Annotated in this window: 29 protein-coding genes and 3 pseudogenes; 18 read left to right on the top strand and 14 right to left on the bottom strand. The window is 58.5% G+C overall.

What is annotated here, in order from left to right:
- The first annotated feature begins 856 nt into the window (after positions 1-856).
- The 3 genes from AC1DPR_RS30045 to AC1DPR_RS30035 all read left to right on the top strand — a co-directional run bounded on the left by AC1DPR_RS30045 (position 857) and on the right by AC1DPR_RS30035 (position 2,469).
- Positions 857-1,504, top strand: a complete 648-nt coding sequence (locus tag AC1DPR_RS30045) for a BON domain-containing protein (RefSeq protein ID WP_477817850.1) — start codon at positions 857-859, stop codon at positions 1,502-1,504.
- A gap of 95 nt (positions 1,505-1,599) precedes the next feature.
- Positions 1,600-1,947, top strand: a complete 348-nt coding sequence (locus tag AC1DPR_RS30040; protein WP_477817849.1) for a carboxymuconolactone decarboxylase family protein — start codon at positions 1,600-1,602, stop codon at positions 1,945-1,947.
- A 231-nt stretch (positions 1,948-2,178) separates the two neighbouring features.
- Complete coding sequence (locus AC1DPR_RS30035; RefSeq protein WP_477817848.1) at positions 2,179-2,469, top strand: hypothetical protein; 291 nt, start codon at positions 2,179-2,181, stop codon at positions 2,467-2,469.
- 208 nt (positions 2,470-2,677) lie between these two features.
- On the opposite strand, the gene AC1DPR_RS30030 is transcribed toward AC1DPR_RS30035, so the two are convergent.
- From AC1DPR_RS30030 to AC1DPR_RS30015, 4 genes are all read right to left on the bottom strand, one after another.
- Complete coding sequence (locus AC1DPR_RS30030; RefSeq protein ID WP_477817847.1) at positions 2,678-3,631, bottom strand: ABC transporter ATP-binding protein; 954 nt, start codon at positions 3,629-3,631, stop codon at positions 2,678-2,680.
- 423 nt (positions 3,632-4,054) lie between these two features.
- Complete coding sequence (locus AC1DPR_RS30025; protein WP_477817846.1) at positions 4,055-4,354, bottom strand: helix-turn-helix domain-containing protein; 300 nt, start codon at positions 4,352-4,354, stop codon at positions 4,055-4,057.
- 120 nt (positions 4,355-4,474) lie between these two features.
- Positions 4,475-4,852, bottom strand: coding sequence for a nucleoside diphosphate kinase regulator (rnk, locus tag AC1DPR_RS30020; protein ID WP_477817845.1), 378 nt, complete (start codon positions 4,850-4,852; stop codon positions 4,475-4,477).
- Between the two features lie 54 nt (positions 4,853-4,906).
- On the bottom strand, positions 4,907-5,410 hold the full coding sequence (locus AC1DPR_RS30015) for a PTS sugar transporter subunit IIA (protein WP_477817853.1): 504 nt from the start codon (positions 5,408-5,410) through the stop codon (positions 4,907-4,909).
- Between the two features lie 497 nt (positions 5,411-5,907).
- Between AC1DPR_RS30015 and AC1DPR_RS30010 the strand changes: the two genes are divergently transcribed.
- The 3 genes from AC1DPR_RS30010 to AC1DPR_RS30000 all read left to right on the top strand — a co-directional run bounded on the left by AC1DPR_RS30010 (position 5,908) and on the right by AC1DPR_RS30000 (position 7,761).
- Positions 5,908-6,321 carry a DUF5602 domain-containing protein gene (locus AC1DPR_RS30010; RefSeq protein ID WP_477817844.1) on the top strand — a complete coding sequence of 138 codons (414 nt, stop codon included), beginning with the start codon at positions 5,908-5,910 and terminating at the stop codon, positions 6,319-6,321.
- A 101-nt stretch (positions 6,322-6,422) separates the two neighbouring features.
- Positions 6,423-6,845 carry a plastocyanin/azurin family copper-binding protein gene (locus tag AC1DPR_RS30005; RefSeq protein WP_477817843.1) on the top strand — a complete coding sequence of 141 codons (423 nt, stop codon included), beginning with the start codon at positions 6,423-6,425 and terminating at the stop codon, positions 6,843-6,845.
- A 115-nt stretch (positions 6,846-6,960) separates the two neighbouring features.
- Complete coding sequence (locus AC1DPR_RS30000) at positions 6,961-7,761, top strand: two-component system sensor histidine kinase NtrB (protein WP_477817842.1); 801 nt, start codon at positions 6,961-6,963, stop codon at positions 7,759-7,761.
- Here the strand turns inward: AC1DPR_RS30000 and AC1DPR_RS29995 are convergent.
- Positions 7,758-8,609 (bottom strand): LysR family transcriptional regulator, encoded by an 852-nt coding sequence (locus AC1DPR_RS29995; protein WP_477817841.1) that lies wholly within the window; start codon positions 8,607-8,609, stop codon positions 7,758-7,760. The two genes, AC1DPR_RS30000 and AC1DPR_RS29995, sit on opposite strands and share 4 nt — an antisense overlap.
- Before the next feature lie 605 nt (positions 8,610-9,214).
- On the opposite strand from AC1DPR_RS29995, the gene fsa reads away from it, so the two are divergent.
- From fsa to AC1DPR_RS29980, 3 genes are all read left to right on the top strand, one after another.
- The gene (gene fsa / locus AC1DPR_RS29990; RefSeq protein ID WP_477817840.1) at positions 9,215-9,871 is read left to right on the top strand and encodes a fructose-6-phosphate aldolase; all 657 of its coding nucleotides are present in this window, start codon (positions 9,215-9,217) and stop codon (positions 9,869-9,871) included.
- Positions 9,872-10,168: 297 nt separating this feature from the next.
- Positions 10,169-10,513 (top strand): hypothetical protein, encoded by a 345-nt coding sequence (locus AC1DPR_RS29985; protein WP_477817839.1) that lies wholly within the window; start codon positions 10,169-10,171, stop codon positions 10,511-10,513.
- A 239-nt stretch (positions 10,514-10,752) separates the two neighbouring features.
- Positions 10,753-11,217, top strand: coding sequence for a GreA/GreB family elongation factor (locus tag AC1DPR_RS29980; RefSeq protein ID WP_477817838.1), 465 nt, complete (start codon positions 10,753-10,755; stop codon positions 11,215-11,217).
- 140 nt (positions 11,218-11,357) lie between these two features.
- On the opposite strand, the gene AC1DPR_RS29975 is transcribed toward AC1DPR_RS29980, so the two are convergent.
- Positions 11,358-11,543 (bottom strand): hypothetical protein, encoded by a 186-nt coding sequence (locus AC1DPR_RS29975; RefSeq protein ID WP_477817837.1) that lies wholly within the window; start codon positions 11,541-11,543, stop codon positions 11,358-11,360.
- Between the two features lie 71 nt (positions 11,544-11,614).
- Positions 11,615-12,351: pseudogene (locus tag AC1DPR_RS29970) on the bottom strand (SDR family NAD(P)-dependent oxidoreductase).
- Positions 12,352-12,616: 265 nt separating this feature from the next.
- On the opposite strand from AC1DPR_RS29970, the pseudogene AC1DPR_RS29965 reads away from it, so the two are divergent.
- Positions 12,617-13,518 (top strand): annotated as a pseudogene (locus AC1DPR_RS29965) (LysR family transcriptional regulator).
- A 22-nt stretch (positions 13,519-13,540) separates the two neighbouring features.
- Here AC1DPR_RS29965 and AC1DPR_RS29960 read toward each other — a convergent pair.
- The 4 genes from AC1DPR_RS29960 to AC1DPR_RS29945 all read right to left on the bottom strand — a co-directional run bounded on the left by AC1DPR_RS29960 (position 13,541) and on the right by AC1DPR_RS29945 (position 16,370).
- On the bottom strand, positions 13,541-13,942 hold the full coding sequence (locus AC1DPR_RS29960; RefSeq protein WP_477817836.1) for a nuclear transport factor 2 family protein: 402 nt from the start codon (positions 13,940-13,942) through the stop codon (positions 13,541-13,543).
- Positions 13,943-14,090: 148 nt separating this feature from the next.
- The gene (locus tag AC1DPR_RS29955; RefSeq protein ID WP_477817835.1) at positions 14,091-14,711 is read right to left on the bottom strand and encodes an NADPH-dependent F420 reductase; all 621 of its coding nucleotides are present in this window, start codon (positions 14,709-14,711) and stop codon (positions 14,091-14,093) included.
- 47 nt (positions 14,712-14,758) lie between these two features.
- Positions 14,759-15,700 carry an SDR family oxidoreductase gene (locus tag AC1DPR_RS29950; protein ID WP_477817834.1) on the bottom strand — a complete coding sequence of 314 codons (942 nt, stop codon included), beginning with the start codon at positions 15,698-15,700 and terminating at the stop codon, positions 14,759-14,761.
- A 52-nt stretch (positions 15,701-15,752) separates the two neighbouring features.
- Positions 15,753-16,370 (bottom strand): NADPH-dependent F420 reductase, encoded by a 618-nt coding sequence (locus AC1DPR_RS29945; protein WP_477817852.1) that lies wholly within the window; start codon positions 16,368-16,370, stop codon positions 15,753-15,755.
- Between the two features lie 174 nt (positions 16,371-16,544).
- Here AC1DPR_RS29945 and AC1DPR_RS29940 point away from each other — a divergent pair, with 174 nt between their 5' ends.
- The 3 genes from AC1DPR_RS29940 to AC1DPR_RS29930 all read left to right on the top strand — a co-directional run bounded on the left by AC1DPR_RS29940 (position 16,545) and on the right by AC1DPR_RS29930 (position 18,376).
- Positions 16,545-17,099: a TetR/AcrR family transcriptional regulator gene (locus AC1DPR_RS29940; protein ID WP_477817833.1), complete on the top strand. Its 555-nt coding sequence runs from the start codon at positions 16,545-16,547 to the stop codon at positions 17,097-17,099.
- Positions 17,100-17,183: 84 nt separating this feature from the next.
- Positions 17,184-17,468 carry an epoxide hydrolase N-terminal domain-containing protein gene (locus AC1DPR_RS29935; protein ID WP_477817832.1) on the top strand — a complete coding sequence of 95 codons (285 nt, stop codon included), beginning with the start codon at positions 17,184-17,186 and terminating at the stop codon, positions 17,466-17,468.
- Positions 17,465-18,376 (top strand): alpha/beta fold hydrolase, encoded by a 912-nt coding sequence (locus AC1DPR_RS29930; RefSeq protein WP_477817851.1) that lies wholly within the window; start codon positions 17,465-17,467, stop codon positions 18,374-18,376. Before AC1DPR_RS29935 ends, AC1DPR_RS29930 begins: the two co-directional genes overlap by 4 nt.
- Here the strand turns inward: AC1DPR_RS29930 and AC1DPR_RS29925 are convergent.
- Positions 18,373-19,359, bottom strand: coding sequence for a LysR family transcriptional regulator (locus AC1DPR_RS29925; RefSeq protein ID WP_477817831.1), 987 nt, complete (start codon positions 19,357-19,359; stop codon positions 18,373-18,375). The genes AC1DPR_RS29930 and AC1DPR_RS29925 overlap by 4 nt on opposite strands.
- A gap of 147 nt (positions 19,360-19,506) precedes the next feature.
- On the opposite strand from AC1DPR_RS29925, the gene AC1DPR_RS29920 reads away from it, so the two are divergent.
- The 4 genes from AC1DPR_RS29920 to AC1DPR_RS29905 all read left to right on the top strand — a co-directional run bounded on the left by AC1DPR_RS29920 (position 19,507) and on the right by AC1DPR_RS29905 (position 22,050).
- Entirely contained in the window at positions 19,507-20,109 is a 603-nt protein-coding gene (locus tag AC1DPR_RS29920; RefSeq protein WP_477817830.1) for an NADPH-dependent F420 reductase, read from the top strand.
- A 4-nt stretch (positions 20,110-20,113) separates the two neighbouring features.
- Entirely contained in the window at positions 20,114-20,605 is a 492-nt protein-coding gene (locus AC1DPR_RS29915) for an SRPBCC family protein (protein ID WP_477817829.1), read from the top strand.
- Between the two features lie 73 nt (positions 20,606-20,678).
- A complete protein-coding gene (locus AC1DPR_RS29910) occupies positions 20,679-21,473 on the top strand; it encodes an SDR family NAD(P)-dependent oxidoreductase (RefSeq protein ID WP_477817828.1) in 795 nt (264 codons plus the stop codon).
- Positions 21,474-21,552: 79 nt separating this feature from the next.
- Complete coding sequence (locus AC1DPR_RS29905; protein WP_477817827.1) at positions 21,553-22,050, top strand: SRPBCC domain-containing protein; 498 nt, start codon at positions 21,553-21,555, stop codon at positions 22,048-22,050.
- Here the strand turns inward: AC1DPR_RS29905 and AC1DPR_RS29900 are convergent.
- Positions 22,022-22,576 carry a hypothetical protein gene (locus tag AC1DPR_RS29900; protein ID WP_477817826.1) on the bottom strand — a complete coding sequence of 185 codons (555 nt, stop codon included), beginning with the start codon at positions 22,574-22,576 and terminating at the stop codon, positions 22,022-22,024. The genes AC1DPR_RS29905 and AC1DPR_RS29900 overlap by 29 nt on opposite strands.
- Positions 22,577-23,068: 492 nt before the next feature.
- On the opposite strand from AC1DPR_RS29900, the gene AC1DPR_RS29895 reads away from it, so the two are divergent.
- On the top strand, positions 23,069-23,956 hold the full coding sequence (locus AC1DPR_RS29895) for a LysR family transcriptional regulator (RefSeq protein WP_477817825.1): 888 nt from the start codon (positions 23,069-23,071) through the stop codon (positions 23,954-23,956).
- A 121-nt stretch (positions 23,957-24,077) separates the two neighbouring features.
- Here AC1DPR_RS29895 and AC1DPR_RS29890 read toward each other — a convergent pair.
- Positions 24,078-24,296: pseudogene (locus tag AC1DPR_RS29890) on the bottom strand (flavin reductase family protein); the annotation flags it as partial.

The following is a 24,296-nucleotide window of genomic DNA, read 5'->3' as shown; positions in this document are numbered from 1 at the left end:
GGGCTCGTTACATGACCCTAGAAACCATCGGCCAGATGAGCGATGATCCTCTGATCAGCTTGCCGGCAGTGGCACGTTGATCAGTCCGGCTCACGCCGGAGAGCATGGGACCAGAGCCGTCCAGTTACACCACTGCAGTGGACACGATCCCGCCTGTTTTGGAATCATTCATTTCGGCAGCTTTCTGAGGGTCAGCCCCCTGACCCTCCGGAGGACGACGGCGGGACGAAGTAGAGCGGCCGAGGAATGGTTATGGCCGGAAAAACCAATCAAGCTCGCATCGAAATGTCAGGTCGATGGCTTGCGCGCGACGTGATTGCGTGGAAAACACCGAGCTCTGCGATAGCACCGCACCATTTTTTTGCGCATCCGTCATCCCTTGGACAGAGCGGGGAGGCCGTCGACGACCAACATCGCCTTGGGTTATTTCGCGCGCCATCTTCGCTATCTGTCCACTACAGACAATGCGATAGAAGTGTGTGGCATTAGGACCTGCCGCGACTGACGCCCCGCAGCGGGTTTGGCGCGAAGCTCGGTGGATGTCCGGAAAGCCTAGTGCTTCGTTCTGTCTGACAATCGAAATGAACCGGGCCAAGAGTGAGGTTCTTGTGTTGTCGCGGTCGGCTGCCTAGCTCGAGACACCTATCATAAATATTGTATTCAAATCGTAATCCTATTCATTTGTCACATAGATGCGCGGCGCGGTATGATTGGGCCACTGGATGCGGAGGTGCATCTGGGTGCTAGTTGGTAAGCCTGTCTAAACGCGTTCGTCGCAACTTCGATCGCCAATCGTCACGGCGGAATCCGTTGCAGACAAGGTGAAATCTTCCGACTAAACAGAAAGGCTACTGTCATGAATGACAACACATTAAGGCAGGATATCGTCGACGAGCTTAACTTCGAACCGAGCGTCGATGCGGCGAATATCGGCGTGGCCGTCGAGAACGGCATCGTCACGCTGACCGGGCACGTTCCCACCTACTTCCAAAAGACCAAAGTCGAGGACGCCGTGTGCCGGGTCAAGGGCGTCAAGGGGATTGCCGAGGAGATCGAAGTTCGTCCGTTCGGCTCTAATAGAACCGAAGACGACGAGATCGCCAAACGAGCGCTGGACATGATTAACTGGAACACCGCCATCCCGGTGGATGTTGTCCAGGTTAAGGTCCAGAGAGGCTGGGTCACTCTCACCGGTGACGTGGAGTGGCAGTATCAGAAGAACGCCGCTTCTGATGCGGTCAAAGGTCTGGCGGGTGTGTTCGGCGTTGCGAACAACATCGCCGTCAAGCCGCATGCCTCGGCCTTTGATGTCAAGAGGCGGATCGAAGATGCACTAAAGCGCAATGCCGAAGTTGAAGCGGCCGCCGTCAAGGTAAACGTGCTCGACGGCAAGGTCACGCTTGAAGGTCGTGTCAGCCTATGGTCGGAACGCAGTGCTGCTGAACGTGCGGCGTGGTCAGCACCGGGTGTAAAGCTGGTGGTGGACCGAATTGCCGTAGCCTGAGACCAAACTGGATGCCGTGGGAAGCGGATCTGTCCGTTTCCTTTTTTGGTCAGCTCTACAAAAATTCCCACGGTACCTTGCGTACGGAGATATTGATGTCCGAAACGATGTATCCATCGTCCACCTGGGAGTTTGCACAGAAGCGTCGCGAACTGGCGCCTGAGACTGATGCCGCCTTCCAGGCGTTTAGCCAGAAGGTCTTTGCCGAGGGCGCCTTGCCTACAAAGGTCAAGCAGCTTATTGCCGTCGCCGTCGCGCATGTCACGCAATGTCCCTATTGCATTCGAGGTCATACTAAAGCGGCCCTTCGACAGGGAGCCTCGCGCGAGGAATTGATGGAGGCGATCTGGGTCGCAGCCGAGATGCGGGCCGGCGGCGCCTACGCTCATTCAACCCTTGCAATAGCGGAAATGGAGACATCAGTGTCGCCAAAGAATACTTGAGCACAACATCATGAGAAGTCGGTGCGTTAGCAGCGATAATGGCATCGACGCTAGCGGGGACGGTCGCCTTGCCGACATCGCCCGCCGCATTAGCTCCTCGCGGACGTCAACTCTTAAATGCCGGCGCGCTTGAATAAATCGGCCGATCGAAAAGCCGGGCTATCTTCCGCGCATGTTCGGGCGTGCGCCGGAGTTTGACGAAGATAACCCGAAGGCAAAGGAGGAACGACCATGCTGTCGACGGAGCGGGACTTCAAGCGAGGCGATGAACACATGGCGATCCCCACGCAAGGCGAAATTGAAGGAAAGCTGCTGGTGTTCGAAGTGGTTGCCGTCGCTTGTTTGGAAGAACTTCTGAAACACGGGCACAAGCATACGATTTTCAAAGTCCGAGGGCGGGTCTTGCGCGATCTTAAGGAAAGATGCCGGCCGCTCAAGTTACGTGCGGAGGACGAGAAGACTACGATCGACTATGCGTTGGGCGTGCTCGACGCGGCTGTGGCAGAAGCGTGCTCCCGGTAGTGTTTCAGCCAAACGATGCCGCTCATCAAGGAATGCCGGCCATCGATTATCAAGATCGGAAGGGCGCAATAGCCAGACGTCCCCTTAGCCATCGCGGGCTAGCCGAAAAACCTCGTGACCAGAGTTCACGCGGTTGTCAGAGGTGCTGCCTGAGGGGGACGCGGGGGAATACTGACCCTATGATGTAGGCAGCGTCGCTCCGACGAAATCACGTCGGTATGACGGCATCAGACCGCGACTCGTCCGATGTTTCGACGACGCTGGCGTCCCGGATGAGCCCATACTTGACCTGCGTGACTTTGAGGTCACGATACCAATCCACCAATGCTCCCCAAGGGTCAGAGATCTTGTTGAGGCCGACAATGAAGGCCACGACAGTTCCAATCTCTGTTTTGCCAGTGATGACGTAGTAGCCGCCAAGCGCGAATATCCCGGCGAATCCGAGGTGAAGCATTAGGTTGATCAGGAAATTCAATGAATATTTGAGCTTGTAAATGCTCATGTTTGTCGAGAACAGCCTTTGAACGCGGGCCGCCTGATTGTGCGATGCTTTCGATGTGGAATCGCGCTCCACCATTTCTTCGCTGAGGTGTCGCATGACCGTTATCTTCGTCTTGACACGTTGATTGATGAGGCTCTGGAGAATGGGGACTAGGATAAGTTGGGGCATGAATACCGCTGCGACAGCCAGCGCCAGGAACGGCTGCACATAGATCATGTAGCTGCCGACGGCCGCAAGAACACCCACCTGAAGGACAGGCTCGGAGATGCTGGTGCCGACAAATCCGCCGACCGGCTCGGCCTCGGCGAGCACGATGGATATTTCAACGCCTTCCGCCAGCGTCGTCTGTTCATCCACGCGCTGTTTTCGCGCGTCAAGAACCGCCATCCGCAGCCAGCGGATGGCCACTTCGCCAATCCAGCCACGATAGATGTTAAGAGTCAGCTTCACACTCCCTTCGGTCAGAACGAGTGCGAGGTAGGCCAATGCCAACACCAGGATGCTATTGACGCCAGAGCCTTCCGTTGCGCCGTTGATAATCCTTCTCTGAACCTCGAGCGGCAGGATACTGACGGTAAAGAGGAAGATCGAAAGCAGGAGCAGCACTGTTTGATGGACGCTACCCATCGTGAAGATGAAGCCGGTGAGCGTGCGCGGCATGGCACATTCCGTCCGGGATCCAGTGTGCTTTTCCCTTGCGTCTGTGGCTGGCTAGACCTGCAATGCGCTCTCGGCTCTCATCCTGACATCCTCCAAGCGGCGAGGTCAAACTAGCCCTCACAGAGCATTTCATTGACCTATCGCAACTGCGATCGCCGTCGACGGCGAACTGACGGGTCGAGGGCAACAGCCCCGATCCGACCCAACCGTCTGTCGATGAAGATGGGGCCTTTCGCAATTGGAAAGAGCCCTCACGGACGGTTACCTATCCCACAGCCCGTTTCGAACTTTACCGGCTACAGCCCAAGCAGCGAGTGTTTGGGCAAGCGACTTGGGACTCAAGCTCGGATACCGAACCGTGGCGCCCGCCCGCATGACGTGAACCAGGACTCGGCAACAGCGAATGCTTTAACCTGACGTCACTTACGGAACTCGGTCGGGTGCGACTATGCCGCCTTCGTTTTCCAGTATGGAGATACGTTTAGCTTCAGACTTTGTGAATTTCAGGCGCACACCGATGCCGCGGCCGTTGTCAGAAATGAAGACAGCGCCGGCGTTTTCCAAAGCTGATTGCAGTGCAAACACATCATCCTCACTTGGTTTCGCGAGTTTGCGCTCAAAATGCACGATGGTTTCGATGCTAACGCCGGCAGATATTGCGAGACGCTCGCGCGAGAAGTCGATAAGTGCCCGTGCTGCACGACATTGGGATCCAGTGATCATAATTTACTCTCCGTTGAAGAACGCGTTTTGCCCAAGTGGGCACAGTAAGGTGGCCTGACGAACGCTCGCTGCAACTCTCGCTCGGTCTGATTGCAAACGCGAACTCACCTTCATAATGCGCTATGACATACCGGTAACTGCCAAAACCGTCAGCTTGTGCTGCCGATCATCTTGTGCGGTCCAGTGCATCGCCTGGCCTGCTGCCAGACCAAGGAGGGCAGTCCCGATGGGAGTGAGGATGGATATCTTTCCGTCGGAAATATCAGCGTCTTTCGGGAAAACAAGGGTGACTTTCCGCGCATCTCCGGTGTCAGTCTCATACTCTACCGTCGATCCCATGCGCACGACATTCCAGGGCACCGAGACGTCGGCAACCACGCGTGCACGTTCGAGCTCACGCAAAAGACCATCCGAAATCACGGCAAGGCGGCCAGCGCCGCCGAACACAAGGTTGGTCAATCGCTGGTGATCTGCCTCGCCAATCACGATTGACGGCATTCGTGGGTTCCTGACGTGTTTCTTCATTTTTTCCTTACGCCTCTCTTTTTTGGTTCAACTAAGCGACACCCGGGTAGCGGCACGGTCGGAGATGGGGCGCTCGTTAGTCGCTCTTTGGTCACCGTATAGGATTGCCATTACCTCGTCGGAGGACCGTGCCAGTCGCAATCCCTTCCGCATTCGAGGTGCCCGAACAACCCGGCATAGTTCGGCGAGCGCAGGCAGGAAGGTGGCAGCGGCAACGCGAGGCCAGAGCAGAGTGAAAACAAGGTCGACGGGGTCGCCGTCAGCGCTGCCGAAATTAATCGGAGTCGCTAATCGCGCGAACGACACAACAGGACACGAGATCGATTGAAACACAGCATGCGGGACGGCGATACCGTGGCCAATACCTGTAGGGCCGGTGCGTTCACGCTTCCAGAGGCGCCGAAAGACGACCCGATCATCGAGTCCAGTTCTTTGCGCAATCTTGACAGCAATTTTCGACAGTGCCGAACGCTTTCCCTTTGTCATAAGGTCAAGCAAAATTGCTTCCTTCGACAGGTTTCTGAAAATCATCATGGTTGCCTCTAAGCCGAGCCGCGCAAGTGCAATCGAAGTGCATTGGCACTCCGTCTGCCGCGGTGTCACATTGAATTGAGGTGCTGGCGAGCCCGGACGTGAAGTCGGTGCGTTCGCGTCCGGGCTAGAGGCCTGCTTTGAGGCGTCCTGGGTCTCGCTGGTGTATGTAAGTAATCATGGTAACTAAAAGATGGTGAGAGATTTTGTGAAATCAAGCGAGTGTAAAAAATCTCGAATCTAAGTTTAGTTCGCGATCGCGCGTTCAGGTTACTTTCGGTTAGCGCCAGACGGATAGGAATATCCTTGCCCTATGCAATAGTAGTTGAGGGCCGAGCCCATTCAAATGCAAAAATACTGCATTGAAATGCCAGTTTATTTCGTTGGACTAATGTTACCCCCTGGCGCTTGAATGGCTATACCCGACAGGTCGTGCAGGCAGCCGAGCTGCGGGAATGTAGGCGATCGCCAGTTTGAACGAAAAAGGATGTCTCTCGATGAAAAAGCTTCTCCTCGTACCTGTTCTGACACTGGCCAGTTCGCTTTGTGCTATGGCGGCGGATCACGTCGCTAGTTCGCCACCGGCCGCCCCTTATCAGCAGGTTAGCAAGCTGGTGAAATTACCTGACTTCCTGCCGGGAATGGGCCAGCTCTTCGTCGATCCAACGACATTGCCGGCCGGTCCGTTCCTCGCATACGATCACGACGGAAAGCTTGTCAGCACGATCTATATGTTGCCGACCAAGGATCTTAATCCGGATAAGTCATTCGACAACCTTGCAGCGCCCGGCGGAAACGTCGACCATGTCGATGTCTACTACAATGCCGGCCATCCAGGTGTGGAAGAGCCGCATGTTCATGTGGTGCTGTGGCATGTCGCAGCGGCCGGCGAAGAAAGTGTCGCCAAATGACGGTCGTGCGGCGTGACGTGCTGTGCTTGGGCGGTGGGCTACTCGCCGCCCTTTCCCTGTCCAGGCGAGATGTATGGGCTGAAGAGGTGGTGGAGATTAGGATGCAGGGGCGTGCCGATGGCTCGCATGTTTGGTTCGATCCTATCGGTGTTCTCATCAAACCCGGTCAGATGGTCCGTTGGATCAACCTCAACCCCGGCAATTCGCATACGACGACCGCCTATCACCCAGCAAACTTCGGGAGACCGCTCCGCGTTCCTGAAACGGCAAAATCCTGGCATTCAGACTACCTTCTGCCTGACGAGAGCTTTTCCGTGACCTTCACTGAGCAAGGGGTTTACGACTATTATTGCGTTCCCCACGAGCACGCTGGAATGGTCGGTCGCATTATCGTCGGCAAACCAGATGCACATGGCGGCTGGATGGAGCAGGTTGCTGCAAGCCGTGGCCTCCCGGACGAGGCCATCAAAGCGTTCCCAACGGTCGAAGAGATAATGGCGAAGCGACTAGTCCGCCAGGCTTAGAGAGTGGCGTCGACGGGTTCGGCAGTTGTCTACCGACAAGGGCGAATAAAACAAGACGGTGCTTACCGGGACCAGAGTTTCCTGATGGCAGTGTCGGTGAACAGGGGGGATGACCATGACAAATATGGCGTTTCCGAAGGAGATTTTTCTGCATTGGAAGGCGGAGCATCGCGGTCGCGATGAGGCGGCCCAACAGCGCGAGCGCGCGATGAATCGGCTTGCGTCCTTGGGCGAGATGACCAGCGGTATTACTCACGATTTCAGAAATCTTCTAGCGATCATCGAATCCGGCCTGAGGCTCGCCGAGCAAAAAGCCCACCAACCGCAGAGCGTGCGCGCCTATATCGCCGCCGCCCGGGAAGGGGTCGACCGAGGTGTCGAGTTGACATCCAAGTTGCTCGCGTTTGCGAACTTTAATGAACTCGAAGTTAAGGCTTGGGATCTGAATGAACTTGTCAAGTCATTCGAGGCTTTCCTCAAATATGGCGCTGGGGCACGCACCCGCGTTAGGTTCGAACTCGGTTCCGGCATCCCAAGATGTCTAATCGATCCGTCGTTGTTCGACGCCGCCGTGCTTAATCTTGTCCTTAACGCACGGGACTCCATGCCAAACGGGGGCGAGATTTGGATCAAAACAGATCGATTTGTCGAGACGGTTTCTCCGCCCGGCCAAGAGCCGCCACGAACCTATGCGCGCCTTCGCGTCATGGACCGCGGCTGTGGCATGCCGTCGGAAATTTTGCAAAAAGTGCTGGACCCGTTCTTCACAACGAAGGGCGAGAACGGAACCGGAATGGGACTAGGGCAGGTGCATACAACGATGCAGATGGTTGGGGGGCATCTACGCATTGCCAGTGAGCGAGGAACCGGAACCACGGTCGATCTTCTGTTTCCATCGATCGAAGCGACCGATTAGGCCTCCATGTTGGCCTGGGAGATGGCGCGTAACCCCGCTAGGGCAGGGCCCACGACGCTCTCGTCAGCAGTTGCAGACCTCACTGTGTAAACCGGGTAGGAGAATTGCGGCATTTCAGGAACGAGGTGAAGCTGCCCCGCCGCTACGTACGGCTCCACCGCGCCCATCCTGAAGTACCCGGAGCCACCGTTCGCAAGAACATAGCTGAGTGCCAGAGGGCCGAGATCAAATGAGAGGTCCGGTGTGACATCTGGGAAATTCATGTCGTGGTGCAGCACGAAATCCGGCCCCCAATCCATATAGACGTAATTCGTATCCTCAACGCGCTCCGCTCCGGGTTCGGTTGTCACAAGGACGAGCTTTTCTTCCATTAGCAAATCGATTTTGAGGCCGGGACGATGTTGTGGCGCATACATGATCGCCACATCGACTATCCCGGAAGCGACCTGATTGATCAGGTCCTGAGGCACGTCGACATGTACGCGAAGCGCAATATCAGGAAGGGACTGACGAATCCAGCTGACCCAGTTCAGCAGGAGTGGTTGCGCAAGCGTGACCTCGCTCCCGACCGTCGCGACCGCTCGGCGGCCCGCCGGCACCGCGACCTGTTGACGAGTGCGCTGCCATAACTGGACGAACGTTGGCGCGTGGCGCAGGAACTGCTCGCCAGCCGGCGTGAGAGACGCTCCGCTTTTATTTCGAATGAAGAGCGGTCGGCCAAGCAATTGCTCGAGGTTACGAATCCGCGCGCTGACGGTCGTCTGAGCAACGTTCAAGCGCTCGGCGGCGCGAATAAAACTTCCCGTTGAAACTATCTCTAAGAACGTACGAGCGAGTTCAATGTCCATCGAGGAATAGCATAAAAATTGCGCTCAAATGTCAATCAAATTCGTTTGCCAAATAGTAGTTGCACGGTAAACTTTGGTGAATGTTCAGATGCTCGCGCTGCGCAGTCAGTTGTCTTGCTCTGATTCGTCTTCACGCCCCCCGCATTTTTCCTAGCCGCGCGATCGGACACCCGTGTCGATGAGAGAACAGAGCCAGGCGACGTTGGTGTTCGCGACTTCGTCACGATGCTTTGCGCGCCCTTCGCCTCTCGCCGCGGCGGAGTTTCGGACGAGCCGGTTTGGACGGTTGCGACAACCGATAAGTGGGCGGCACCGACACTACGTCAGTCGTCGGATATCCTCGCACTGTCAACAGGAGGTTTTAGCGATGCGCCGGCAAGATCCCCCTTTAAACAGCGGCATTGGTGTGTGTGTCGGCGTGAGCCGTCGTTCTCATGGGTCGTTTCATCCTCAGAGATTTGCCGCTCACCGGCGCCGGTCCTCTGCTGCTTTATATTCAATGACATATGGCGTGCCCAGGGCTGCAACAATTTAGCCGTCTCGAACCAACCAATCAAAAGAAACGCGTCGCCATCCTTTGAGGCGATTTTCGCAGGAGAGAAACAATGAAGTTCTTTGTGGATACAGCTGACATTGCCGAAATTCGGGAGCTTGCAGCTGCAGGAGTTATCGACGGAGTGACCACAAACCCCTCGCTGATCGCAAGGACCGGCCGACCGATCCGTGACGTGATCAAGGAGATTTGCGATGCGGTCGAGGGTCCCGTCTCGGCAGAGGTCACCGCGATCGAATTCGACGGCATGCTCGCCGAGGGAGAGCGATTGGCCAGCATTGCGGCAAATGTGGCCGTCAAGGTGCCATCCACTTGGGATGGATTCCGGGCCCGCCGAGCACTCAGTGAGCGCGGGCTGAAGGTTAATGTCACCCTCTGCTTTTCCGCCAACCAGGCGTTGCTCGCGGCCAAGGCTGGTGCAGCCTATATCTCACCATTCCTCGGTAGGCTGGACGATCTCGGCTTGGATGGCATGGAAGTCGTCCGAGAAATCCGGACGATCTACAACAATGATCCATCCTTCAACACGGAAATCCTCGCGTCCTCCATTCGCACCACTCTGCATGTCAATCAGGCCGCGATGGCAGGTGCCGATATTGCGACCATACCACCGGGGGTGCTCCGTAATCTTTCTAAACACCCGCTCACCGAGAAGGGACTGGCCTCTTTCCTCGCGGACTGGGGCAAGACGAAACAAGGGATTCTTTAGGAATTGCTGACACCGCTTGAACGGAACAGTCGAGCAGTAAAATTGCACACAACAAGCGATTAAATTCGTTTGCTTAATCATCGCAAGTGCAACAGACTGCTAACTGATCACATGCTGGCGACCCGATAGAGCTCGCCCTTCGCTCCCAGAGGCCGACACCATTTCGATAGTCAAGGAGTGAATGGCGCGCCTGACGCACGCCAAACCTTGCCTGATCTGGCGCGAGGCTCGGACCTGCCCATCTTCCCGACGGCAGCAAACTGATCGGCCGGCGCACGAAAGAAAAGGAGCTGAACTATGTCAATGATGTCCTCGAACGATCTCGCTTCTCGGATGCACCCAATTGAGCCCGCTTGGCACTACTCGAGGTTAATCAAGTTCACCGACGAGATTATCAACAATGAGCCCGAGAAGGCATCTACCTCAGTTGATATCTTCTCGCACGATGGCAACGAGTGGTACTGTCAGGTTTGCCGCGGCGGACAAAAGACCCAGCCAATGGGTCCTTACACCAAACGACAGGCAGAGCGGATTCAAGACGCTCGTCGGACACGGATCGCCGTAAAGGGCACCGCCTGGCTCGTCTTTGAGAAAACCGAAGAGGAAGATATTCACGAAACGCGGGATGGAGCTCTGCAGTAAAGATGGAGCCGATGCTACATCCCGCAATTTGCTTGAACGCAAGAAGCTAGAGAGATGGCTCATGCCCGTGAGGGAGCCACTGAATTTCCGCGTGGTCCGAAGTCAACATGCTGCTGTTCCAAGAGCAGACTCGATTTGGCTGCCAGAGACGCGGTTTCCATCCTGTCTCTCAACGAGTTCGCCGCTTGAATTGATCCAGTTAATTTTGCCGGAGCTCATGCGCTCCGAGGAGTAATGCCATGACCACGTCGCTTCAGTGCTGCCTAACGACCCATGACCATGCGATCCTCAGAGATATTCTTGATCAGGATCCTCGCGACACGGCCTACAGTCGGTTGCTCAAAACGAAGCTGTTACAGGCTAAGATTTACTCTCCCCGGAATGTTCCTGGTGATGTCGTGACGATAAACAGTCGTGTGACCTTCTGCGTAGATGCAGGTGCTCCAAGAACGGCCAATGTGGTCCGGAACGAGAGCCTTGACTTTCCTGTCTACACGGTCTCGGTAAGATCGTTCATGGGATTGGGGCTTCTCGGCATGAGAACGGGTGCGACCGTTGCAGTGGAAACGGAAGCGGGCGGCTCGCAAAAGTTAAATGTGCTAAGGCTCGATAGCCAAGCTCCTGCGCCCCATCTGCGGGACGATCGGAGGTACGCAACTTCCGTTTCCTGGACTTGGGCGGAAGCTGCGCATCCGTTCCTCTAGCAGGTTGTTGAAAAAGGTCATGGCGTGAAGCTGCTTCCGAAGAATAGCATCAACCTGCGCCATCAGGGTCGCGTCGAGCGACTTGAGTTCCCTGGCGATCTTGTCGTCGATCGGACCATATGAAGCGAGCTTGTGGCCCATCACGAATGACCGCTCAAGTGCAATGGCGGTTTTCGTCGTTTCGTGCAGGTCGGATCCTGCACCTCCAGATACGCCGTCCCAGCAACCAAGAATAGCTGTTCGGCGGCCATGCCCGCCATCGTCATCGTGATGATGTCGAGGTAGTCTCCTTCGTCCTGCACGAAGCCAATAATAGCGTAGCTCATGCATATTCTCCTGGGGGTTGCCGCCCATCAGGCGCTTCGTGGGATCGAACCGAGCTGATGAGCACAGTGCGTCAGAGTTGTGCGAGGCCGCCGTCGACGGCGACTTCGCTGGCGGTCATGAAGCTGCTGTCAGACGACGCGAGAAAGGCCGCTGCCGCCCCGATTTCCGCCGGATCGGCCATACGCTGGAGAGGAGTCATCGAGGCGAAGACCTTCTGACCTTCCTCGCCCAGCGCATCCTTTGCAAGTTCGGTTGCCGTTGCGCCAGGCGACAGCACGTTGACCCGGATCCCGGTGCCCTTCAGATCCTCGGCCCACGTCCGCGCGAGGTTGCGTACGGCAGCCTTGCTGGCGCTGTAAGCGGTCATTCCGGGAGCGCCCGTAGTTCCGGCGCTCGATCCGGTCAAGATGATCGACCCGCCCTGGCGCATCAGCGGAAGCGCCTGTTGGACCGTGAAGATCGTACCCTTCACATTGGTATCGAACGTTTCGACGATGTGCTCGGCAGTAATCTTGCCGAGCACAAGCTGGCTTCCCGCTCCGGCATTTGCGAAGACAATGTCGAGGGTTCCGCGCTCGGCCTCCACCGCCGCATAAAGCCGATTTAGGTCGGCCAGATCGGAGACCGAGCCCTTCACGCCACGGGCATTGGGACCGAGGTCGGCTACCGCGGCGTCGATCGCTTCCTGACGGCGGCCGTAGATGAAGACGAAAGCGCCTTCCTCGACGAAGCGCTTCGCGGCGGCAAGGCCGATGCCAGTCGCCCCCCCCCTGTAATGACGGCTGTCTTTCCATTCAGTCTGCTCATTTCATGCATCCTTTTGGGGTTGGGCGGATGCCGACGAGATGTTGCTTTCCAGCATTCCGGCGACATCCACATTCAGGCTGCTCCTGCACATCTGGAACGGCCGATGACCTCAAGATAGACTTGCTTGGTCCACGCGTTCAGTCTGGAAACACGCACAACGGTGGTACGAAAACGATCCGGCCCGTTTAGTGTGAGCCGCGCTATCGTTGTCAGAGTCACCTAATCAACTTTTGGAAGGCGCACCCTCGCGGTGCTGGTTTGCACCATGATCGACTGGGACGATGTTCGCTATTTTCTCGCCGTCGCGCGTGCGGGCTCGGTGCGGGCTGCCGCCGAGCGCCTCGGGGTGAACCACGCGACTGTTCTTAGGCGCATCGCCCACCTGGAAGAGCGCCTCGGCACGCAGATGTTCGAGAAGCTGCCTTCCGGCTACCGGGTGACGGTTGCCGGGGAGGAAGTGCGGGAACTCGCCGAGCAAATGGAGGCGTCTTCACGCCAGCTTGAGACGCGTGTCTTAGGACGCGATCAGAGCGTGCGCGGGCTTCTGCGGGTGACACTGCCCTCGCCGCTGGCGGGGTACCTGCTCATGTCCGACTTTGCCGAGTTCGCCCGTCTTCATCCCGATATCGAGATGGACGTTTCGTCGTCGGGCGAGCTGGCGAACCTGACCAACCGAGAGGCCGACGTCGCGATCCGCGTTGTCTACGACCGCAAAACCCTGCCCCTCAATCTTCATGGACTGAAGGGAGCGGAAGTGTTCGGAGGCTTCTACATATCCGCCGACCGACTGGCCGCATGGCGAACGGGCGGGCCGGAACCCAGGTGGATCGCTATAAGCGGCCATGGCGTGCCTGCCTGGACCAGCGACGGGGAGGCTCGCGCATCGGGCGTTCCGTTCAGAACCACGGACTTCGAGGCGCAGGTCGCGGCGGTGCGGCAAGGGATCGGCATCACGACGTTGCCGTGTTTCGTAGGAGATGCCGATCCCCTTCTGGTAAGGGTGCCGGACACTGATCTGCACCTGTATGGGACGGCCTGGCTTCTCACCCAGGGGAGGCACGCAAGACCAAGCGAGTGCGGCTTTTCACGGAGTTCATATCCGGAAGGCTCGCCGGGTACGCTCCACGTCTCGCAGGGCTGCCGATATCGCACGGAAGTACCTGCTGATTGCGGCCAACGCGCATGTCGGTCATGAACGTGCGGAGGCGCGCGCCAGCTCTTGCGTGTCGACATATTCCCGGATGTTGGTCAGTTTGCCGTTCCGAACGGTAATTGCAAAGACGAAGTGGTCCACAAACGCCCTATTTGTGGCTTTGACTGCCCCTGTAGCGGAGCCAATGACCAAGACCCGGTGTCCCTGCGCTACGAACTCCGGGGGTTCAGGAAACGAAGTCTCCATCTCCGCAGAGGCCGTCTGAAACAGGTGTTGCAATCCCCGATGCCCGCGGTGCGTTCCTGCCAGCGGCCAGTCCCTGCCAGGGATGACCCACTCGATATCTTCGGCAGACAGCGCCAGCAGCCCTTGCTGATCGCCACTGCCCATTGCGGCAAAGAAGTCCTTCACGATCTGGATGTTGTCTTGAATGGTCATAAGGTTCCTCCGTTTCTGATGTTTGGGTCCATGGGGGCATGGTGTTCACCCAAAGCACACGCTGACGCGGCGCCGACAAAGGAAGCCGCGCTCTGGCAGTCGTCCGCGCCGAAAGGTTCCAAACTGACGGCGGGGACGTGTCGGCGGTTCAGCCGATGTCGACGTTCATGGCGAAGTCCCAGGTGCCGGCACCGTTCTTGGCCAGGCCGATCATCATCAGGCCGAGTGCTTCGAGCGTCTGCGCCGTCTGCAGGCCGCCGACATCGAATGGACGTAGGCCGAGACTCTCGAGAAAAGTCGACACACGGGACTTGATTTGCGGATCATCGGCAGCAAGGAAAGCATCGAGGCGTGTGCCCTTCGAAAGGACGTGACCGAAGATCGTGTTGAACGCCTTCACGAGATGTGCATCGGCGGGCAGGCCTTTAGCAATCTCTTCCGCGCCCGAACTGCCATGTGGCGTGACGAGGCCCGAGAGATCGGAGTTCACGGGGTTGGCGACGTCGATGATCACCTTGCCGGAGAGCGTCTCTCCCAAATCGGCCACCACCGCCGCCACACCACTATATGGCACGGCGAGTATGACGATGTCGCCCGAGGGCGCGGCTCCGTATTCCCCGGTGGTCGCTCCGGCTGCAAGCCGATCGGCGAGCGCCTTTGCTTTGGCCGGGTCACGGCTGATGACTTCCACGATATATCCTGCCTTGGCGATACGCTCGCCGATCGCGGCGGCCATGGTTCCCGAGCCGATGATGCTAATAGTGCTCATGTGTCGTCTCCTAAGAGCTGTGCGTCTTTCGATGAGTTCCAAAGGGGCTAGGCTGCCGGGAAGTAGTGGCCGTTGTCCAAGTCTTCGAGCAGGCCGGGCTGAGAGGGTTCCCATCCCAAAGCCCGTCGCGTGATGGTGTTCGACGCCGGAACATCCAGCGTCACGAGGTTCGCGAGGAACCCGAAGTATCCTGGCAACATCAACACATCCGCGGGAATGCTAACCGCGGGAAGGCCCAGACGGCTGCCGATGGCCTCGGCGATCTCGCGGAAGCGGATCCCCTCGCTCTCGGTTCCATGCCAGCATTTCCCAGCTTCACCCTTCTCCAGGGCCAGACGGAACAGGCAGGCAAGGTCCCGGGCGTGCACGGCGGGCCAGCGATTGTTGCCGTCCCCGGGATAGCCCATGACACCCTTTTCCTTGGCAAGCCCGATCAGCAGCGGGATAAAGTTCGCCTTGTCGGTCGTGCTGTGCATGACAGGTGGAATCCGCACGACCGAAGACCGTACCCCCCGCGCCGCCAAGCCGATCACAGTGGTTTCCACGATGTTGCGGGCCCGTAGGGTTCCACTGTAAGCATCGCCTCCTGGAAGAGCCGGGTCTTCCTCGCTAGCCGGTCGACCTAGTCCTTCCCAGCCGGGTGAACCGATGCTTCCCGAAACGACCAGCGGCTTTCCTGTCCCTTCTAGCGCCTCACCGTACGCGACCATGATCGAGACTTCTGCGGCGGCTACGGCGTCGAGCCCGCCGGACGGCAGCAGGTCTTGTCTATGCGCTACGTGGATAATGCCGTCAGCCGCCGCGGCAGCCACCTTGAGGCCGTCGAGGTCGGAGATATCACCGCGACGGACTTTCGCACCGAGTGCGGATATCGATGAAGCGGCTGTGTCTGATCGGGCCAGCCCGGTGACTTCGTGTCCAGCGGCAATGAGGTCGGAGATGATATACGGACCGGAATGGCCGGTCCCACCTGTGACGAAAACGTGCATGGTACTGTTCCTTGTGAGTGATGTGGTCTGAGAAGTTGCGTTGTCGGTGCCCTCAACCGGGAAGGCGGACGCCGATCGCGAAGTTGCCGTGCTTGACGGAATGAGCCATGAGGCCCAGCCACAACATGCAGGCATGTTCCAGCGTCCTGGCCATGGTCAACGGCCCAGTATCCATCGGGCGCAGTCCGAGGCTTTCGATGAATGCCGAAACGCTTGCCTTCGCTTGCGCGTTGTCCCCGGCGATAAACACGTCCAGTGGGTGGGCGTGGACTGGACCGGCCGCCAAGACGTTGGCGTTCTGGGTGTTGAAGGCCTTGACAATGACCGCGCCGGCGGGGGCAACGCGGGCGATCTCCTTTGCTCCAAACGTGTCCGGAGATGTGAGAAAGCCTGAAAGGTCAGGTTTGATGGGGTTGGTGATATCGACAAGAATCTTCCCCGCTAGCTTTTCGCCGTACTGCCTCACAACATCGAGAACGGCTGAGTAAGGAACCGCTAGAATGACGATCTCCCCGGACGGAGCCTCGCCGAACCCTCCGACCGTTGCTCCAGCTCCGAATTCAAGAGCAAGCGCCCACGCCTTGGTTGCGTCTCGACTGGTCACTTCGACCGAGTGCCCGGCCTTGGCGGCCAAGCTGCCGATCGACGCGGCCATCCCGCCGGACCCGATTATACTGATTGTACCGATGTTCCTGCTCCTTGCTTCTTTCGAAGATTTCTTCGCGTTCTGGGTAGCCCGGTTGCCAACGGCGCGGGGGCATTGTATCTAGTGGATCAGCGATCCATTTATTTGGATCAGTGGTCCACATATACGGTTCGCTGATCCATTTAACAAGGAAAAACGATGCGAGCAGACGCGAAAAAAAATTACGACCGCATTCTCGAGGTCGCGCGCAAGGTGATGATCGAGCATGGTTCCGACGCGTCGATGCGCGATATCGCCCGTCGTGCCGACGTTGGATTAGCCACTCTGCTTCGTCATTTCCCGACACGGGAAACCTTGTTCGAGGCCTTGCTGAGTACGAACCTGGACTCTCTGGCCCAGAAGGCGGTCGAGCTGGAATCGTCGCATTCCTCTGACGTAGCGCTGAGGTCATGGATTCGGGAATGGTTGGAGTTCGCCCAGAGCTACAGGGGTGTCGTGACCATGATGGCAGTGGCCCACACGAACCCCGCCTCAGCGCTTTACGCATCGTGCGCGGCCGTACATGCTACGAGTGCACGCCTACTGTCGAATGCCCAATCCGACGGCACGGCCCGAACCGACATGAACGGGGACGACCTCTTTGCCCTGATGACCGCCCTCGGCTGGGCGGTTGACCAGCCCTCATTCGCACCGCGAGCGGATCATCTCGTTCACCTCATCACGAGCACTGTCCTTGTGGCTCGCGCCGGTTGAACCGAGGTCCCGGAGCAGTCGGGTGAATCGTGACCTCTTGGGCGGCATGCAAATACAATAGAGCCGCGTTATCGGAGACAGGCCGTGCGCCCCTTTACAATTGAGATACCTGAAGAGCAAATCGACGACCTCAAGCGGCGGCTTCGATATTCCAGGCTGCCGGGAGGAATTTTTCAGGTCGATTCTCAGGACGGTATAAGCCTGCCGTTCATGCGCAGGCTGATGGATTATTGGCGTGAGGGATTTGATTGGCGTGCGCAGGAAGCGCGTCTTAATCAGTTGCCCCATTTCATGGCAGACATTCAGGGCTATTCCATTCACTTCCTTCACATAGTGGGGGTTGGCCCAGCCCCCTTTCACTTGTTCTGACACATGGCTGGCCCGGTTCGTTCCTCGAGTTCGAGACGCTCATCCAACACCTGACAGACCCGGCAAGCCATGGTGGCGATCCTCGCGATGCATTTGACGTTGTGGTTCCTTCGCTGCCAGGGTTCGGATTTTTTTCAGCCCCGGCGGGCCCCGGAACCAACAGTCGCCGTATCGCTGAACTTTGGCACAATCTCATGCGAATACTTCGCTACGAACGATACTTTGCCCAAGGCGGCGACATTGGTGCGGGCGTCTCGACATGGCTTGGCGTGCTTTATCCGCGAAATGTCGTCGGTGTTCACCTGAACTACGTATCGGCCGGGTTCCGTCCGCCGCTCGGCCCTGGCACACCAGCCGTGAGCGCAGAGGAGACTGAATTTCACGAGCGGGCCGCTGCTTTTGCCGCTGAAGAGGGCGGATACTCGCTTCTTCAGGCAACAAAGCCGCAAACGCTGTCCTACGCACTTGCGGATAGCCCGATCGGATTGGCCGCCTGGATTTTGGAGAAATTCGAAAGCTGGACGGATAATGACGGAAGGCTCGACGACCTGATTTCGCTTGATCGGTTGCTGACGAACATCTGCCTCTACTGGTTCGGCAACAGCATCGACGCTTCATTGCGCCTCTACAAGGAGAATCGGAAATCACCTCTCGTTTTGGAAGGTCTGGTCCCGTGCGACGTACCCTTCGCAGTCGCGCATTTTCCAAAGGAGCTGCCCATTCCTCCCCGATCTTGGATCGAACGAGCCCTCAAGGTGGAACGATGGACGGAAATGCCCCGAGGCGGGCATTTTGCCGCCCTGGAGCAACCGCAGGCACTTGCCGAAGATATAAGAGCCGCGTTCCGACCTTTGCGCGATGCCATTATACAAGGCATTGAGCGTGGGTTGCCGAGCATGCGGTCTTAGTCCGCCGCCTGCGCGGATCCAGGTATCGTTGCAGAACGTGACGACTGCTTCAATCCAGCGGACATTCCCGATCTGATGATGTCCGCACCGTGCCACAGCGCCTTCACCCGGTCGACGAACCATTTGCCAGCCGGTCCGGGAGGCTGCGCGGGCTGGTGAAACGCCGACATCGTCAGCATGTAGCCTGAGGGTGGCATGTCGTCGACATCGAGGACGGAAAGGGCGCCTTCGGAAAGATCTCTTTCGATCATGTGCAGCGGCATGCCGCCCCATCCGACGCCGTCCTTGAGGAAGGCGTGCTTGGTGGACAGGTCCGCCAGCCGCCAGGTCGCAGGCGATGCGACCGCGAAGTCTCGTCCGGATGTGAGGTCGGACCGATCCGTCAGGACGAGCTGGATATGCTTCGTCAGTTCCTGGCGGGGAATGCGGCCCTGAAACAGCGCAAGGGGATGCCGTGGCGAGGCCACCGCGATCAGAGGCAGTTCACCCAGACGCTCACTTGCGAGGGACGGAAACGGCTGAGGCAGCGGCGGCAGGATGCCGAGGATGCAGCGGCCGTCCAGAACGGGCTGATACGCCGCGCCCAGACCTTCGACGAACAGCCGCAGTGGCGTCAGTGGAAACCGGTTCGCGAACTCCTTCGCGACGGCGCTGATGACCGAGGTCGGAAAGAAGACGTCGATGACCACTGACAGCTCCGTTTCGACGCCCGAGGTCATCGACCGTGCCCTGGCCTTCAGCGTGTCCACCCCGGCGACGATGTTTCGAGCGTCGGCGAGCAGCAGCACGCCCTGCGGTGTCAGGGCCGGGTATCGGCCCGATCGATCGAAGAGTGCGACGCCGATCTGATCCTCCAACGCCCCGACCCATCCGCTGACAGCAGACTGCGCGCGGTTGAGCTTTCTGGCCGCGGCAGAGAAGCTGCCCTCATCCACTGCGGCGATAAATGTCCGCAACTGGTCCAGCGAAACACCTTCGATCATTACCAACGTCCCATCTCAAAAACAGATACGTTCCATCACAATATATCACCTTATCAGATGAACGGCCAAGACCTAAGTTGTGAGCACCGTCCGATGTCGAGGTTTCTCCCGGCATCTCCGCAAAAACGCAGTCGTCCAGGAGCAATCATGACTTACGCGATTATTGGAAGTGGCAGTGTCGGCAGAGCTCTCGCGAGCCAATTCGACCGTAGCGGCGTTACCGTAGGCGTGGCAAACTCTCGCGGACGGGACGCGGCGGCCGCAGCACTCGCTGGATTGGGTAATGCAGTTCGTCCGGTTGGCCTCAAGGAAGCACTAGCCGCCGACGTCGTCATTCTCGCCGTCCCCTTCCGGGCGCACCTCGACGTCGCCAAGGCCGCGGCTGACTGGGAAGGCAAGATCGTCATCGATGTCACCAATGCATACGGCGTGCCGCTTTCCGACCTCGACAACGAACCTTCGTCTGCCGTGGTGGCGAAGTCGATGCCCGGCGCCCATCTCGTCAAGGCGTTCAATCACCTGCCCGCCCACCTTCTCGGACAGGATCCGCAAACGGCCGCTGGCCGCCGGGTCATCTTTCTGTCGGGCGACGACGACCAGGCGGTGTCGGCGGTTTCCGACATCGTCCGCACGCTAGGCTTCGCACCCATCAACCTCGGGAGGATTGCGGAGGGCGGACGCCTCGTGCAGGCGCAGGACAGGAGCTGGGCACCGCTGATCTTCCAGGATCTCTTTGAGGCGGAGGGCTGAGTCGGTGTACGATCATGTCATCTGGCCGGAACGCTATGATCCGAAGATCTCGGCAATCTACGCGCTCAACGACATCGACGTGAAGGCGCCCGCCGAGGTGGTGTGGAAGCTGCTGATTGATGCAACGAACTGGTATCGTTACTTCCCCGCCGAAGACCAGGTCGAAATCCTGTCGGGAGAAAAGGGGCTTGCGATGGGTACCCGATACAGCCGCGTGACCGTCGACTACCCTATGAGCCTGGTCGTGACGGAGTTCGTAGAAAACCGGAGGCTCGCCTGGTCGACTACGGTCGATGGCGACACGACAGGGTCCACCGCCTACCACGGCTGGGTCATCACGCCCACGCAGGACGGATGCCATGTCCTGACCGAGGAGACCCAGCAGGGCGAGTGGTTCCTAGACATGCTCGGACGTCGCCACCCCGGCGGCCTCTACCGGTACCACCAGGATTGGGTCGAACGTCTTGCAGGCGCCGCGGAAGCGGCCATCGCCTGATATCAACGCAGGAGACATACGGGATATTCCGTCGAGACCACGCCCGGATCAATCTGAAAGGAAAAACGACATCATGAAGATAGAACTGAAAGGCCGCAGGGCCATCGTCACCGGCTCCACCGCCGGCATAGGATTCGCGATTGCGGAAGGACTTGCGCGTGCGGGCGCGTCGGTCGTGATCAACGGGCGTGGAGAAGAGCGCGTCGCCGCAGCGTTGAAGGAGCTCCGGCTCCGTCTCCCGGAAGCAGAATTCACAGGGGTCGCGGCCGACCTGTCGACGTCGGAAGGATCGTCCATTCTGGCGGACCGGATCCCAGACGCCGACATCCTCGTGAACAATGTCGGCACGGCTCACCTCAACGGCTTCTTCGACCAGTCGGATGCCGAATGGGTTGACCTGTTCCAGCTCAACGTCATGAGCGGCGTTCGTGCCGCCCGGCACTACATGCCAGGGATGGTCGCACGCGGATGGGGCCGCGTCGTGTTCATCAGCAGCGAATCCGCCGTCAACATCCCGAAGGAGATGATCGACTATGGGATGACGAAGACGGCGCAGCTCTCCGTGTCGCGTGGCCTTGCCGAACTGGTCGGCGGGAGCGGGGTTACCGTCAACTCGGTCCTGCCTGGTCCGACACGCTCCGAGATCCTGGGCAACTGGATGGCCGCGACGGCGAGCGAGCAAGGGATCACGCAGGACGAGGCCGAGCAGAACTTCCTGAAGACGATGCGGCCCACGACTCTCATCAACAGGTTCACCACGACCGACGAAGTCGCGAACATGGTGGTCTACGTCTGTTCGGAGCAGGCTTCCGGAACAAGCGGGGCAGCGCTGCGCGTCGATGGCGGCGTAGTTCGGTCGATCGTCTGATCCAACCTGCGACCCCTCCTATCGGCCGTTACCATAGTGCCAATAGGAGGGTCGAATGCTCAAAACCTGAGGACATGGAATGTTCGAAGTCATCAACTGGCCGGCGGATATGGCCCCCAGCCGCTCTCCAATCCACTTCACCAACGAGCTCGAGGTGGCGGTGTCGCCCGCCACAATCTGGTCTCTCCTGACCGATCCGCTGTCCTGGCCAGCCTACTATCCCGGCGTCTCCCGCGTCGAACTCCTCGACAGACACTCGACCCTGCAGCTTGGAAGCCGCTTCGAGACTAATCTTGCGGGCCAGGACGTCGCGGCATCGGTCGTCGAGTTCGAACCGATGACGCGCATCGCGTGGGCTGGCGGTCCAAAGGCATCGCCGTCCTCCAGAGCCCATCACGCGTGGATCATCACGCCGACCGAGCGCGGATGCCATCTCTGGACCGAAGAAACCATGCAGGGGCCGCTGTGGATCGAACTTGCCAGGGAGGCACCGGACATCTTTTGGCGAACGCACGAGAAGCTGCTTCGGGACCTCGCGGACGTCGCGGTCAAGCGCGAAGCTTCGGTGCAGAGCTAGAGCGACGCCACGAGTCCATCCTGAGGAAGCTGGGCGCACTGATGGTAGACGGCCCTGCTGACATGAGCCGTGTCGATGCTGATGACGAACTCCTTGCGTCGGTCACTGGGAAGTGCATTTCAAGCCGGCGCCGTTCGTCCGTTTGATTAGGCCTTGCACGCCGTTCTTCCTGGGCAATCTGGTCGTCGAGCCGCTCGCCGATCCTGATGGTCCGCTTACGCACGGTGGCATGCGTTTCTGTCGGCTCCACGGGCAGGAATTCGGCCAGCACCGCCGCTGCCTGCCGGTACGACATCATTCTTCCCAGCCGTGCCGTCAGTTCCATCAACTCGGGCGTCGCCCGATCGGGGCAGATTTCTTTCAGCGGCGCGAAGGCGCCGGCCATGCCCGGGTGATAATCCCGGGACTGCTCCCAGCGGGGATTGCGCACCTCGCGCGTCGTGTAGTCCTTGACCGGTCGGAACGTGTGGCGATCGTGGCAAACCCGATAGGCTGGCCGCCGATCCGCGGCTTCATTGGTGAGCACGCGAGGATCCTGCAGGCCTGGATCTTGTAGCTGTCGGCAACAAGCCTTGAACTTGAAAGATTAGGGGCTCAAGACTTTAGGATGTCATCTGGCGAGGCGGACACCCGATCCTCCGTTTGGAGCGGGTCCTTCATCGAAGAATATTATTCCTCGCGATTCGTATACTCGTCTTATTGCCTCGATTGTAACAGGTTGCGGCCCACGGGGGCCGGGATCATCCTGTTCAACTCGGCTCACCGTGTTGGCGGTTACTTTTGCAAGTTCGGCGACTTCGCGTACACCAAGCTTCAGAATTGCGCGAGCAGCGCGCGCTTGAGTGGGATCCAAAAATACGACCTCGTATTTATTTCGATACAGGGTATTGACGAATACCAAGTCTCGATATAAATACACTGTATCCGTAGTGCCATCAACGCAGATTGCTGGGCGTAGTGCGCCCTGTGGAATATTTATGCCCGAAAAGCGCTTGAACTAAATCTCGGTGAGACCGGAATGGAACTGCGCCAACTCTCCTATTTTAAAGCGGTGGCCGAGGAACTGCACTTCGGCCGGGCGGCAGCCCGGATGCGCATTGCCCAGCCGGCGCTCAGCAATCATGTGATGTCGCTGGAAAGGGAGCTTGGCTGTCCGCTGTTCATCCGCTCGACGAGACGGGTGGAACTGACCAGAGCAGGGGAAACCTTTTACGATCGCTGTGTGCGGATCTTAAGCGACATCGACCTGACCACCGAATTGACCCGGGCGGCCGGCGGCAGCCGCATCCGCCAGATCAGGATCGGCAGCATCTATCCGGCCACCATGGGCATGCTGCCAACCTTCCTTGCCAAGATCGCCCGCAAGTATCCCGATGTCCGCATCCATATCGCGTCTGGCAATACCGGCGAGATCATCCGCGACCTGGAGACCGGCCAGCTCAATCTGGGCTTCATCCGGCCGGTGGAAAACATCGGCTCGTTGCGCTTCGTCTCGCTTGCGCATGAGCGCTACTACCTGGCGGTCGGCCATGCCAATCCGCTGGCAGCCAGGGAGGAGATAACCATCGATGATCTGCGCACTCAGAAGATCATCGCCTTCAACCGGCAGAACCTGTCGTTTTCGGAACGCTACTTCAATGAGAAGTTCGCCGAATACGACCTCACCGCCAACATTGCCTTCAGCTGCGATGACACCTATGCGCTGGTGTCGCTGGTCTCTGCCGGGCTTGGCATCGGCTTTGCGCCGGAATGGACGCTTGATCTTCCCAATCGCGGCTTTGAACTGAAGAAGGTAAGCGGGATCGACTTCCGGATCGGGCTTGGGATCGCCTGGAACAGAGAAGATCCAACCGCTGGCCGTGATGATATTGTCGACATCGCGCGGTCGCTGGCACGGCGCGGCTGACAACATAGACTAACGGATCTAGGCAGGGTCGGTTGCCCGCCGCTGTTTGTTGCGCTCGCCGAGACGCGATGATGTGGGGGATTGCCATCTGAACCTGTTGATTCGCGCCGCAGGCATGAGTCCAGTAGAGCAACGGCTCGACATCGTCACGCGTTTTAATCGCGCAAACGTGACCGATAAGGATCGCGTGTGAATGGTGGTTGAGTACCGTTTCAAGTTCGCAGTCGATAACCGTCAGCGCATCTTTCAGCGCGGGCGTGCCGGTCGAAAGACTATACCATTGCGCGTCCTGATAGCGCTCGACCCCTCGCCGCCCATCGAAGCCGGCGAAGGACTGCGC

It is taken from the genome of Rhizobium sp. 01T417 (assembly GCF_056398905.1).
This window is presented reverse-complemented; position numbering and strand designations above follow the sequence as displayed.

Excerpts from the sequence above, each read along its gene's own strand:
- AC1DPR_RS29960 (WP_477817836.1), bottom strand. The coding sequence starts at position 13,942 with ATGACCATTCAAGACAACATCCAGATCGTGAAGGACTTCTTTGCCGCA.
- rnk (WP_477817845.1), bottom strand. The coding sequence starts at position 4,852 with ATGCCGTCAATCGTGATTGGCGAGGCAGATCACCAGCGATTGACCAAC.
- AC1DPR_RS30015 (WP_477817853.1), bottom strand. The coding sequence starts at position 5,410 with ATGATTTTCAGAAACCTGTCGAAGGAAGCAATTTTGCTTGACCTTATG.
- AC1DPR_RS30040 (WP_477817849.1), top strand. The coding sequence starts at position 1,600 with ATGTCCGAAACGATGTATCCATCGTCCACCTGGGAGTTTGCACAGAAG.
- AC1DPR_RS30005 (WP_477817843.1), top strand. The coding sequence starts at position 6,423 with ATGCAGGGGCGTGCCGATGGCTCGCATGTTTGGTTCGATCCTATCGGT.
- AC1DPR_RS29995 (WP_477817841.1), bottom strand. The coding sequence starts at position 8,609 with ATGGACATTGAACTCGCTCGTACGTTCTTAGAGATAGTTTCAACGGGA.
- AC1DPR_RS30010 (WP_477817844.1), top strand. The coding sequence starts at position 5,908 with ATGAAAAAGCTTCTCCTCGTACCTGTTCTGACACTGGCCAGTTCGCTT.
- AC1DPR_RS29910 (WP_477817828.1), top strand. The coding sequence starts at position 20,679 with ATGAAGATAGAACTGAAAGGCCGCAGGGCCATCGTCACCGGCTCCACC.
- AC1DPR_RS29925 (WP_477817831.1), bottom strand. The coding sequence starts at position 19,359 with ATGATCGAAGGTGTTTCGCTGGACCAGTTGCGGACATTTATCGCCGCA.
- AC1DPR_RS30025 (WP_477817846.1), bottom strand. The coding sequence starts at position 4,354 with ATGATCACTGGATCCCAATGTCGTGCAGCACGGGCACTTATCGACTTC.
- AC1DPR_RS29985 (WP_477817839.1), top strand. The coding sequence starts at position 10,169 with ATGTCAATGATGTCCTCGAACGATCTCGCTTCTCGGATGCACCCAATT.
- AC1DPR_RS29920 (WP_477817830.1), top strand. The coding sequence starts at position 19,507 with ATGACTTACGCGATTATTGGAAGTGGCAGTGTCGGCAGAGCTCTCGCG.
- AC1DPR_RS30000 (WP_477817842.1), top strand. The coding sequence starts at position 6,961 with ATGACAAATATGGCGTTTCCGAAGGAGATTTTTCTGCATTGGAAGGCG.
- AC1DPR_RS29905 (WP_477817827.1), top strand. The coding sequence starts at position 21,553 with ATGTTCGAAGTCATCAACTGGCCGGCGGATATGGCCCCCAGCCGCTCT.
- AC1DPR_RS30030 (WP_477817847.1), bottom strand. The coding sequence starts at position 3,631 with ATGCCGCGCACGCTCACCGGCTTCATCTTCACGATGGGTAGCGTCCAT.
- AC1DPR_RS29980 (WP_477817838.1), top strand. The coding sequence starts at position 10,753 with ATGACCACGTCGCTTCAGTGCTGCCTAACGACCCATGACCATGCGATC.
- AC1DPR_RS29955 (WP_477817835.1), bottom strand. The coding sequence starts at position 14,711 with ATGAGCACTATTAGCATCATCGGCTCGGGAACCATGGCCGCCGCGATC.
- AC1DPR_RS29950 (WP_477817834.1), bottom strand. The coding sequence starts at position 15,700 with ATGCACGTTTTCGTCACAGGTGGGACCGGCCATTCCGGTCCGTATATC.
- AC1DPR_RS30045 (WP_477817850.1), top strand. The coding sequence starts at position 857 with ATGAATGACAACACATTAAGGCAGGATATCGTCGACGAGCTTAACTTC.
- AC1DPR_RS29940 (WP_477817833.1), top strand. The coding sequence starts at position 16,545 with ATGCGAGCAGACGCGAAAAAAAATTACGACCGCATTCTCGAGGTCGCG.
- fsa (WP_477817840.1), top strand. The coding sequence starts at position 9,215 with ATGAAGTTCTTTGTGGATACAGCTGACATTGCCGAAATTCGGGAGCTT.
- AC1DPR_RS29895 (WP_477817825.1), top strand. The coding sequence starts at position 23,069 with ATGGAACTGCGCCAACTCTCCTATTTTAAAGCGGTGGCCGAGGAACTG.
- AC1DPR_RS30035 (WP_477817848.1), top strand. The coding sequence starts at position 2,179 with ATGCTGTCGACGGAGCGGGACTTCAAGCGAGGCGATGAACACATGGCG.
- AC1DPR_RS29975 (WP_477817837.1), bottom strand. The coding sequence starts at position 11,543 with ATGAGCTACGCTATTATTGGCTTCGTGCAGGACGAAGGAGACTACCTC.